This is a genomic window from Streptomyces sp. NPDC048411 (genome assembly GCF_040704695.1).
Lineage (GTDB): Bacteria > Actinomycetota > Actinomycetes > Streptomycetales > Streptomycetaceae > Streptomyces.
This window is the reverse complement of record NZ_JBEZKL010000188.1, coordinates 1-10,511: the sequence shown is the minus strand read 5'-3', so window position 1 is coordinate 10,511 and position 10,511 is coordinate 1. Positions and strand designations below refer to the sequence as shown.

Here is a 10,511-nt window from a genome sequence, read left to right as displayed (position 1 = left end):
ACATCTACGACCCGGTCGCCAACATCACCGCCGCCGCCAACTACGCCGCCCACCGCTACGGCTCCATCGACCACGTCAACTCGGCCTACTGACCGGACGTGCCGGTAGTACGGCCGAACCCGGCCAGAACATGCCCCGGTCCTGTCCTGACGTGGTGACCGAGACATAGGCATGGGGGTCTTCCCGGGCTCCCCGCCCTCGAACAGGCCCGCTCGGCGGGCAGGTTCATCCCGGTCCACGCACACCCGTTGGGCCCGGACCCTGAGGGCGGAGACGGCTGAGCGCGTGGAGGCCGACCACGTGGCATCCGAGGCAGGGGCACGCGGTCCCATGCCTCGAACGTGGTGATGCCGTCGGTGTACGGCTACTCGAACCGTGTGGTGTCGCCTGCTCCTCGGCGCACGATCGTGGCTTCGCCTTCGGAGAAGTCGATGACCGTCGTGGGTTCGGTGCCGCAGTCACCCGAGTCGACCACCGCGTCGACTTCGTGGTCGAGCCGCTCCTTGATCTCCCAGCCCTGTGTCATCGGCTCGTCCTCGTCGGGCAGGAGCAGGGTGCTGGAGAGCAGCGGCTCACCGAGCTCGGAGACCAGGGCCTGGGTAACCACGTGGTCGGGAATGCGGACTCCGACCGTCTTTTTCTTCGGGTGCAGCAGCTGACGCGGCACCTCCTTCGTCGCCGGGAGGATGAAGGTGTAGCTCCCGGGCGTGGCTGCCTTGATCGCGCGGAACACATCGTTGTCGACGTGTACGAACTGACCGAGCTGCGCGAAGTCCTGGCACATCAGGGTGAAGTGGTGACGGTCGTCGAGGTTCCGGATCGAACGGATCCGGCCGATGCCGTCACGGTTGCCCAGCTGGCATCCCAGTGCGTAGCAGGAGTCCGTCGGGTACGCGACGAGCGCACCGGAGCGGATGGTCTCAGCCACCGTGCTGATGGTGCGCCGCTGAGGATTTTCGGGGTGCACGTCGAAGTACTTCGCCATTGTCCGAGCTTATGTGATCCGGACTGCCGTGGTGAGGAACAGGATCGGGGACGTCGGCGAGAACCCCGGCGAGTCCGGTGCAGGGCGGCGACGTACGACCGCCATGCCCCGGGCATGGTTCGGCGGCCGTCGAACTCTTCCGTCAGCCCGCTCACGGACGCCAGTACCGCCCGGTACAGGGCGGAGGCGTTCGGCATGCCGCCCACCTCGGTGCCGAGCGTGACGTAGACGAGCGGTTCTTTGCCGGCGTGCCACCGGTCCGGCAGGGCGTTCGGGACGGGTGGCTGATGGTAGCGCCGGCTCACCGCGTACGGCGAGGGGTCCAGGGAAGCGGGGAGCCGGGTCAGATGCGGGGAGGACCGGAGCCGTTCCGCGATGCCCGCACCGTGCGAATCGAGTACCGGGCGGAGCAGTTCGTCGGTGGACTCGGCGAACTGCGCGGCAGAAACGGCGACCTGGGCATGGGGGACACCGTGCCGCTCGGCCGCCACCACCGATGCGAGCTCGTACATCTCGTGCAGGACGAGATCCGGCCGCCACTCCCGGCAGAGCTCCTCCAGCGTCGGCAGCATGGCGGTGATGCACAGTCTGCCGAACACCTCCCTGGTCATCAGGGACACGCCCTCGTCCGCGGGCAGCCCCAACACCCGCATCATCAGCGGCACGAGCTCGGCCTCCGGCGGCTCCCCGCCGATGCGGTCGGGCTGTTTCCGGGCCGCCAGTAACGGTTCGAGCTTCGGCGGCGCGACGACGAGGACATCGTCCCCACGCGCCGCGCAGGCGTCGAGGAACGGGACAAGCGGGCTGAAGTGGCCCGATCCGCTGGTCGAGGCGACAAGGACACGCATGGCACGAGCGTAGGGATCGGTTACCCACACCCACAGGGCCGCATTGCGCCGACTTCCGGCAATCCGCTGCCGTCCCGCCTTGCTGCCCGCCCACCGCTCCCCGGCGGCGGTACGGACCCGGTGACGGGGCCCACGCGCAACCCGTCCGGTGGATTCGTGGTGCTGCAAGCAGACGTACGAGGGAAGGAGAGTGAAATGCCTGAACTCTCCGCACCCGTGATCAAGCTCGTACGGCAGACCACCGAGCCTGTCGCGGCGCAGACCCTGCGCTCGACGGCGGCCGCGGTCATCTCCTATGTCGTCGCGGTGTGGACCCTTCCTCAGCCTGTACCGCTGACGGCTCCACTGACCGCGCTCCTCGTCGTCCAGGTCACCCTGTACGCGACACTCACCACGGGCATCCGGCGCGTCAACTCCGTCGTCGTCGGGGTGCTCATCGCCATCGGCTTCAGCGCCCTGGTGGGTCTGAACTGGTGGAGCCTGGGTCTGACGATCTTCAGCTCGCTGATCATCGGACGGATGGTGCGGGTGGACGAGTTCGTGCCGGAAGTCGCCATCAGCGCGATGCTCGTCCTCGGCGTCTCCCAGGTCGCCGCCACCGCCTGGGACCGCGTTCTGGAGACCCTGATCGGTGCGGGCGTCGGCCTGTTGTTCAACCTGCTCGCACCGCCCGTATGGGTGCAGAACGCGGGCGTGTCCATCGACGAACTGGCGCGGGAGATGGGACGGATGTTCCGGGCCATTGGCGAGGAGGTCGGCGGCCACATCTCCGTCCCGGAGGCGGCGGCGAGACTGCACGACGCCCGCAGACTGGACCACGACATCGTGGCCGTCGACGCCTCGCTCCGGCAGGCCGAGGAGAGCCTCCTGCTCAACCCCCGGATCCGGCAGGGCCTTCTGTACCGCATCGTCCTGCGTACCGGACTCGACACACTGGAGATCTGTGCCGTTGTCCTCCGTGTGCTGGCCCGCACGCTGACGGACCTGGCCAAAGCCCGGACCGGGGAAACCATGTTCCCGCAGGACGTGGCCGCTTCGCTCCGGGAACTCTTCGCGCAGATGGCCGACGCCATCGAGAGCTTCTCCACGCTGATCACCACCCCGGTGTCCGCCAATGCCGAGGAGGCGGAGTCGCGACTTGCCGCCGCACTGGCCGCCAGTCGCGCCACTCGGGACGTGGTGGCCGACCTTCTGCTGGAGGACGTCCAGGAGCACCCCCGACAGTGGCAACTGCACGGTGCGCTGCTCGCCGAGGTCGACCGCATTCTCGATGAGCTGGACATCGACAAACGCGCTGAACGCCTTGGCGAGGAACTCGACCGCCACTCCGCTGAACTGCACGAACGCCGTCCCCGGCTCGCCGCACTGCGGCGGCGGCTCGGCAGCCACCGGGCCCCGCAGCCGACCGTCCCGGGAGGGTGAGGGTGAGGGCGAGGCGAGATCGAGACCGAGGAATATGACGAGGGATTGGAGCGGCTCCTGCCCACCTCGCATCCGGTCGCCCAGCCGACCCCGGGTCCCCAGGGCAAGGTCCCCGCGGACCGGGAGCGGCAGCTGCACTGAAGCCGCGCTCCTCACCCACCGGCAGACGCACGGGTCCTCAGGCACGGATCGGTGATCCCGCCGGGACAGGCGAGACGGTCGATGTCCCAGCCGGCGCGCCCCGCTCCGGCCTGATAGGCGCTTTCGTAGAAGGCGAGTACGGCCGCACGGGGATCGCTCTCGGTGCGGGCCGCGTCGTACGGCAGCACCGCCAGGTGGCTGCCGCCACGATCCACCCATTGCGCCGACACCGGAGTGAGCGGTTCCTCCGCCAGCCGCGCCGGTTCGGGAGCGGTGTACGAGTAGAACGCGGGCGCGGCGAACGTGTCGTCACCGAACCAGAAACCGAAGCTGATCACTTCCCGGGAGTAGGCCTCTCGCGTCACCGGGTCGATCTGCTGGGGCTGGTCGATCTGACGCTCCGCAAAGCGGGTGTGAGCAATATCGAAGGTGTGCCAGAAATGGTGCACGGGGCTGACTTTCCCCGAAAATCGCGCGGCGAATTCCTCCAGTACCAGGGCCACTTGACTGAGGACCTGCCAATACCGGTTGGCCTGTTCGGGATCGTATGCCGCGTGCTCCGTATCCTCGGCGAACGGCCGGTCGGCGTCAGGCAGATCGAATGGCTTGGGCAAATTGATATCCACCTTGATGCCCAGCGTGTCCAGGGCAGCCATGACCTTCTGGTGGAAGGACGCCACGGACTGGCCCGAAAGCGGGAACGAGACCATCACGCCGTCCAGTCTTGTGATGACGAGTCGATGGCCGACGAAGTCGAAGTCCACCGTGAAAATCGGGTTTCCGTCGATCTGCCCCATGGGGCGGGTGGTGATACCGCGGCCCGTGAGGTGAAACGGAACGTTCCACCAGTGATTGCGCCGGACACTGGCCGCGAGGCGGATCTTTCCGACGACCTGCGCGAAGCGGTGGAGCGTCTCTTTGGTGTCACGCCACTCGGCGAGCGGCATGGGCGGGAACAGCTCCATCGCCATCACCTCTCTCGTGCTGCCGGACGGTTCCGGCGGGTGGGCAGGGCGTTCTTCCGCACCATCATGGCCACGCCGAAGGTGTGCGGCATCTCGTGCGGCCGCCATGGTGTCGTTCGCGTGAACCTGCACGACCTGGCCGGTGGGCGGCCACTCGCGCGCCGCAGTCGGCGCAGGCGGGTGACGCGCGGTCGCTCCCGGCCGTTTCCCCGGGGACGCCCTTCCCGGCGAGTCGAAGGCCGGGTGCCTGCCCCTGACGCCAAAATCTCCTGAATGTCGCAATTTTGGCGATAAAGGGAAGTTGCTCGCTGCTCTGGTGAATGCGTAACCCGAGCAGGCCCGAGGGTCTGCGCGCCGGGCAAATCGCCCTTTTCGGACCGAGTGGCGAGAGTCACCTTCCGGGCCCGCGGACGCAGCGACGTGTCGCCCGGTTCCCTTCTGCGCCAAGAAAGTTGGCTTTGCGGACCGGGGTGGATTGCGAAAATTTCCGCGACTCGATCTTGTAAATGAATTGTGATCGAGAAATGGGGGCTTGTTCAGGTCGGAGTTTCTCGCCTACGGTCACCGTCAATCCGGATGGAACGCCGAATCCTGCCGCCGTCCGGGAACCCGACCATTCACGTACGGCAGGAGCGGGGGACCCGCGCAATCCGCCGATCCGGTATCCGGAACGGCTAGGGGTGAAGTCGTATTCCCATACGGCGAGGCAACTCCAGCCTCAACCCGACAGCTCACCTCGTAGGCGACGGAGAGGAATGCGCCATGCCCGCACAGGTTAACCACCGTCGTCGTAAGTCCAGTTCGCTGACTCGCGGATTCATCGCCGTGAGCACGGGCGGAGCCGCTCTCGCGCTTCCGATGATCGGGGCAACCGTTGCCTCGGCAGCGCCGGCGCAGCCTGCCACCGCCGCCGTCGCCAAGACAGTGGCGCCCGCTGCCGCCCCCGCCAAGCCGACTGCCGTGCGGGCAGCTACGCCCACCGTCTATTCCGTGATAGCCGGCGATTCCCTTTACAAGATCGCCCTGAGCTATTCCGTGAGCGGCGGTTGGCAGCAGCTGTACAAGGACAATCGAGCGGTCATCGGAGCAGACCCCGGCGTCCTTCACGCGGGCCAGAAGCTCACCATCGGCGCCACCGCGCCCGCGGCAGTCGAGTCCACGACGGCCACGAGTACCGCCGCTGCCGTCACCGCGAAGCCTGCGACGTACACGAACGACCTCGACGGCTGGATCAAGGAGTCGCTGGCCGTCATGGCCCAGCACGGCATCCCCGGCAGCTACAATGGCATCCACCGCAACATCATGCGCGAGTCCGCGGGCAACCCCCGGGCCATCAACAACTGGGACTCGAACGCCGCCAAGGGCACGCCGTCCAAGGGGCTCCTGCAGGTCATCGACCCCACGTTCCGGGCCTACCATGTGCCCGGTACGTCGATGGACCCCTACGACCCGGTCGCCAACATCACGGCCGCGTGCAACTACGCCGCCGCCAAGTACGGCTCGATCGACAACGTGTTCGGGGCCTACTGACGCCCGGTTGCGTTGATTCAGGCATGACGGGTGGCGAGGGTCCGATGGGGCTTCGCCACCCGTTCCCGTCGGTGTAGTGCACGGGAGACCATGCAGAAGTCGAGAAGTCAGCCCGCCTCGCTTCGCATCCGGCGGCGTCGTCGGATGTCACGCACCAGCTGCCAGAGAGTAGTGGCCTGCAGCAGGCATGCACACGCGACTGACCATCCCGACTCATCTCCGGCCGGATACGCCTGCAGCGCACCCATGACGAGCATGAGGCAGAGCAGAACACCCAACGCCGATATGGCCAGGCCGACCCGATCGGTCACCTGTGAATGGTCATGGATCAATCGAATCGATGCCTAGGGTGGGACCAGGTTCGGGCCACTGAGGCCGGCCCGCCTGACGCACGGCATTGATCCGGGGCGCCTCCGTCGGGCGCATGTTACCCATCGGTATGTAGTGACTTAACGCGCGAACAGCAGTAGAACCAGTTTCACTCTCTGGAGAGTGAGGCGTGTCACATGAGTGACTTTACCATGCACAATGCAGGCCCCAAGGGCGTTTCGCGTCGAAGGTTCATCGCAGGAACTGGTTCTATTTTAGGAGCCGTGGCCCTCGCGGGTCACACCACCCCGGCCCAGGCCGGGGTCGGCTCCGCAACCGCCCCGATCGACTCCGGGGCCCATGTCCCGGCCCTGGTCATCGGCACCGGATACGGCGGCTCCGTTGCCGCGCTGCGTCTCGCGCAGGCAGGCGTCGACGTGCACATGGTCGAAATGGGCATGGCCTGGGACACCCCCGGCCCGGACGGCAAGATCTTCGCCAACACGACCTCCCCGGACAGTCGGTCGTACTGGCTCCGCACCAGGACCAAGCAGCCCCTCAGCAACTTCCTCGGCTTCCCCATCGACAAGAACATCACTCGCGCCACGGGGATCCTCGACGCCGAGGAGTTCAGCGGGATCACCGTCTACCAGGGCCGCGGCGTCGGTGGCGGCTCGCTGGTCAACGGTGGGATGGCGGTCACTCCCAAGCGTGAGAACTTCGGAGCCATTCTCCCGTCGGTGGACGCCGACGAGATGTACGACATCTACTACCCGCGCGCCAATGCCGGGCTCGGGGCCGGCACCATCGACCCGGCCTGGTTCGACACCGCCGCGTGCTACCAGTACGCCCGGGTCGGCCGTGAGCAGGCCCAGCGTTCCGGCTTCCCGTTCGTCTTCGTGCCCACCGTGTACGACTGGGACTACATGAAGCAGGAAGAGGCCGGAACCGTCCCCAAGTCGGCGCTGGCCGGCGAGATCCTCTACGGCAACAACTACGGCAAGAAGTCGCTGCAGAAGACGTACATCGACCGGATCAGGGCCACCGGCAGGGTCGTCATCTCGCCGCTCCACAAGGTCACTTCGGTCGCCACGGCGACAGGTGGCGGTTACACGGTCGTCATCGACCAGATCGACACCGGCGGTGTCACCACGGCCACCAAGACGGTGACCGCCGACCGGGTGTTCTTCGCGGCCGGCAGCGTGGGCACCAGCAAGCTGCTGGTGAAGCTGAAGGCCACCGGCGCGCTCGCCGGCCTGAACAACGAGATCGGTCAAGGGTGGGGCGACAACGGCAATGTCATGTGCGGCCGGGCCAACCACATGTGGGACCCGACCGGCAGCCTCCAGGCGTCCATTCCCACGGGCGGCATCGACAACTGGGCTGCCGGTGGCGCGTTCGCCGAAGTCGCGCCGCTGCCCACCGGGATCGAGACGTACGCGTCGTTCTACCTGTCCATCACCAAGAACCCGAACCGGGCCGCGTTCTCCTGGAACGCCGCGACCGGCACGGTCGACCTGAACTGGCAGACCGCCTGGAAGCAGCCGTCCATCGATGCCGCCAGGACGATCTTCGACCGGATCAACCAGAAGGAGGGGACGATCTACCGGACCGATCTCTTCGGCACCTACAAGATCTGGGGCGACCACCTCACGTACCATCCGCTCGGCGGCGCGGTGCTGAACCGGGCCACGGACAACTACGGCCGCCTGCACGGCTACTCCGGCCTGTATGTCATCGACGGCTCGCTGATCCCCGGCAACACCAGCGTCAATCCGTTCGTCACCATCACCGCGCTCGCCGAACGGAACATCGAGAAGATCATCGCCACCGACCTGTGACGGTCAACGGCCGGGAAGCGCGCACCTGGTGTCGAGGCCCAGCACATGGTTGAGCCGGCCGAACGCCAGCCATGATCCGATGCTCATGCTCAGCTCCACGATCTCGGGCTGGCTGTAGTGCGCGGTCATCCGGGACCAGAACGCGTCGTCGAGGTTGTGGTGATCCAGGGCGTACCGCTCGGCGTATTCGGCGGCCAATCGGGTCCGGTCGTCGAACACGTCGGTGGTACGCCACTGGGTCACCGCGTCGGCGAATTCCTCCTCGACCTTCACGCCGTCCCGTTCGGTCCGCCAGTCGAGGCAGAAGGCGCACCCGTTGATCTGGGCGATCCGCAACCGCGCGGCTTCGAACTCGCGCAGTCCCAGGGTCGTGTGGGCGTACACCGACAGCGAGAAGTTCGATGCGGCGATCCCGATCCCCGGCACCATCTCACCCCACACGTACTCGATCGCGTCCTTGCCCTCGGGGATGTCGATGTTCATGGATGTCTCCTTCCGAGCCTGCCGACTGCTGGGCGCAGCGGGACGTCGAGCGCGTCGTAAAGTCCTGGTTCCGCGTCCACGAGCCAGTCGATGGCGCTCACGAGCCGGCCGACCGCGGTGGCGTTCCCGCCCGCGGACCTGTTCTCGCCCTCGTCGGTGGCTTCGACCGTGACCTCGATGCGCGGGCGGCCCTCGATGATGACTCGATGTGCGCCGTCCCCGTCGGGCGGCGTCGGCCAGTCCGGTGCGCAGGAGGGGTGGATGCGCGTGATGTGCTCGATGACGATGCGGGGTTCGCCCCCGACGATGCCCTTCACTTCGAACCGCACGGCGCCCTGGGTGCCGGCCTCGAACGTGCCCATGGTCCTGGTGCTCACCGTGGCGTCGAGTGGGCGTCGGTCCAACGTCTCGCGGATGTCGTCGAGTTCGGCTCCCAGTGCCCTGGCCATCAGCCGTATCTGTCCTCCCCACACCATGGTCGGGACGGTCGGTGCGAGCATCAGCGGCTCGTACTCCATCGGCTGGCCCATGCCGACCAGGTGCCGGACCGATTCCTCCTGGTCGTACGTGGAGTAGTCGAAGATCTCCTGACAGCGGATCACGTCGACGGAGGTGCCGAGTCCGCTGATCAGCAAGGGGAGGACGTCGTTGCCCCAGCCGGGGTCGACACCGGAGACGAACAGCGAGCCGCCACCCTCCGCGACGGCGGCCAGCACCGGATCCCGCAGCTCCGGCGGGGCGCCCAACTGGTCGTACAGTGCGTACAGCGCGGGGGTGACAACCACGGCTCCGGCCCGGATCGCCCTGCTGATGTCGGCGAGGGCCTCGTCGGGGCGGATGTCGCCGGACGCGGCGTACACGACGGCCCGGGGACCGGTGGCCAGCACGGCATCGACGTCGTCCACCGCCGTGACCCCCAGCGGACGACCGAGCCCACCGAGTTCGCCCGCGTCGCGCCCCACCTTGTCGGGGTTGTGGACGAGTACGGCGGTGAGCTCGAGCGCCGGATGGGCCTCGACAGCGCGGATCGCGGCGCGGCCGACATTTCCCGTGCCCCAGACAACCGTGGAAATCATGCGCGGAGGGTAGCGAGAGGGCCTGTCACTTCCTAGTGCCGCGACGCGACAAGTTTGCCGGGCGGGGCAGGGGCCGGCCGCCATGTCTGGCGCACGTGGCTTGCAGGCGCAACCTGAGGATGAGCCGGGGCGGGCGGCTCACCGCAAAGGGCAGGCCCGCCGAGCTCTCGCGTGTGACGCATGCCGTGTCCCCGGCCCTGGATAATGCCGGTCATGCCCTCCCTGGTTGCTCCCGCGATTTCCGTCGGCGCTCTTGCCACGTCCGATCAGCCGGTCCTGCCGGTCGAGGGTGATGCGTTGCTGCGCCCCTGGACGCTTGATGACGCTCCGGCGGTGCTGGAGGCGTTCCAGGATCCCGCGATTCAGCGTTGGCATGTGCGTACGGCTGACTCCGTGGAGGAGACACGGGACTGGATCGTGGCCTGGCAGCGCGGGTGGCGGGAGGAGACGGGCGGTCACTGGGCGGTCGTCGACGCCGGAGGTGACACGTTGCTGGGCAGGATGTCCTTGAAGTCGTTCGACCTTGCGGACGGCACGGCCGACGTCGCCTACTGGATGGTGCCGTCAGCGCGCGGCAATGGTGTCTGCCCTCGCGCGGTCAGGGCGCTGGCCCGCTGGGCGTTGGGTCCGGGAGGTTTTCACCGCCTCGAACTCGAGCACTCGACCGCCAATCGCGCATCCTGCCGCGTCGCGGTCAAGGCCGGGTTCGAGGAGGAGGGCGTCCGTCGCGGGGCGGCGCTGCATGCGGACGGCTGGCACGACATGCACGTCCATGCCCGTGTCCGTCAGGGCTGACGGGACGCCGTGCGCTCGGGACCGGAGCGCTGGTCGATGATTCCGGCGGTGCCGAAGACCAGTGTCGGGAAGTTCGATAAAAAGGTGATCCGCAAGCAGTACGCGGCGGGCGAGCT

Annotated in this window: 8 protein-coding genes, 2 pseudogenes and 1 riboswitch; of the genes and pseudogenes, 5 read left to right on the top strand and 5 right to left on the bottom strand. The window is 67.4% G+C overall.

The window, feature by feature from the left end:
- Positions 1 to 92, top strand: a pseudogene (locus AB0915_RS35900) (lytic transglycosylase); the annotation flags it as partial.
- A 272-nt stretch (positions 93 to 364) separates the two neighbouring features.
- On the opposite strand, the gene AB0915_RS35895 reads toward AB0915_RS35900, so the two are convergent.
- Together AB0915_RS35895 and AB0915_RS35890 are read right to left on the bottom strand one after the other, a co-directional pair.
- Positions 365 to 985: an L-threonylcarbamoyladenylate synthase gene (locus AB0915_RS35895; protein WP_366695107.1), complete on the bottom strand. Its 621-nt coding sequence runs from the start codon at positions 983 to 985 to the stop codon at positions 365 to 367.
- A gap of 449 nt (positions 986 to 1,434) precedes the next feature.
- Positions 1,435 to 1,596, bottom strand: a pseudogene (locus AB0915_RS35890) (glycosyl transferase family 28); the annotation flags it as partial.
- A 432-nt stretch (positions 1,597 to 2,028) separates the two neighbouring features.
- Between AB0915_RS35890 and AB0915_RS35885 the strand changes: the two are divergent.
- Entirely contained in the window at positions 2,029 to 3,255 is a 1,227-nt protein-coding gene (locus tag AB0915_RS35885) for an aromatic acid exporter family protein (protein WP_366695105.1), read from the top strand.
- A 152-nt stretch (positions 3,256 to 3,407) separates the two neighbouring features.
- Here the strand turns inward: AB0915_RS35885 and AB0915_RS35880 are convergent, their stop codons facing one another.
- Entirely contained in the window at positions 3,408 to 4,361 is a 954-nt protein-coding gene (locus tag AB0915_RS35880; RefSeq protein WP_366695103.1) for a DUF5996 family protein, read from the bottom strand.
- Between the two features lie 572 nt (positions 4,362 to 4,933).
- Positions 4,934 to 5,119, top strand: a riboswitch (cyclic di-AMP (ydaO/yuaA leader).
- Positions 5,120 to 5,123: 4 nt separating this feature from the next.
- On the opposite strand from AB0915_RS35880, the gene AB0915_RS35875 reads away from it, so the two are divergent.
- Together AB0915_RS35875 and AB0915_RS35870 are read left to right on the top strand one after the other, a co-directional pair.
- Complete coding sequence (locus tag AB0915_RS35875) at positions 5,124 to 5,891, top strand: LysM peptidoglycan-binding domain-containing protein (protein WP_366695101.1); 768 nt, start codon at positions 5,124 to 5,126, stop codon at positions 5,889 to 5,891.
- 506 nt (positions 5,892 to 6,397) lie between these two features.
- Positions 6,398 to 8,041 carry a GMC oxidoreductase gene (locus tag AB0915_RS35870; protein WP_366695099.1) on the top strand — a complete coding sequence of 548 codons (1,644 nt, stop codon included), beginning with the start codon at positions 6,398 to 6,400 and terminating at the stop codon, positions 8,039 to 8,041.
- Between the two features lie 3 nt (positions 8,042 to 8,044).
- Here the strand turns inward: AB0915_RS35870 and AB0915_RS35865 are convergent, their stop codons facing one another.
- A complete protein-coding gene (locus tag AB0915_RS35865; RefSeq protein ID WP_366695097.1) occupies positions 8,045 to 8,524 on the bottom strand; it encodes a carboxymuconolactone decarboxylase family protein in 480 nt (159 codons plus the stop codon).
- Positions 8,521 to 9,600 carry a dihydrodipicolinate reductase gene (locus AB0915_RS35860; protein WP_366695095.1) on the bottom strand — a complete coding sequence of 360 codons (1,080 nt, stop codon included), beginning with the start codon at positions 9,598 to 9,600 and terminating at the stop codon, positions 8,521 to 8,523. Before AB0915_RS35860 ends, AB0915_RS35865 begins: the two co-directional genes overlap by 4 nt.
- A 213-nt stretch (positions 9,601 to 9,813) precedes the next feature.
- On the opposite strand from AB0915_RS35860, the gene AB0915_RS35855 reads away from it, so the two are divergent.
- Positions 9,814 to 10,395: a GNAT family N-acetyltransferase gene (locus AB0915_RS35855; RefSeq protein WP_366695093.1), complete on the top strand. Its 582-nt coding sequence runs from the start codon at positions 9,814 to 9,816 to the stop codon at positions 10,393 to 10,395.
- The last annotated feature ends 116 nt before the right edge of the window (positions 10,396 to 10,511 follow it).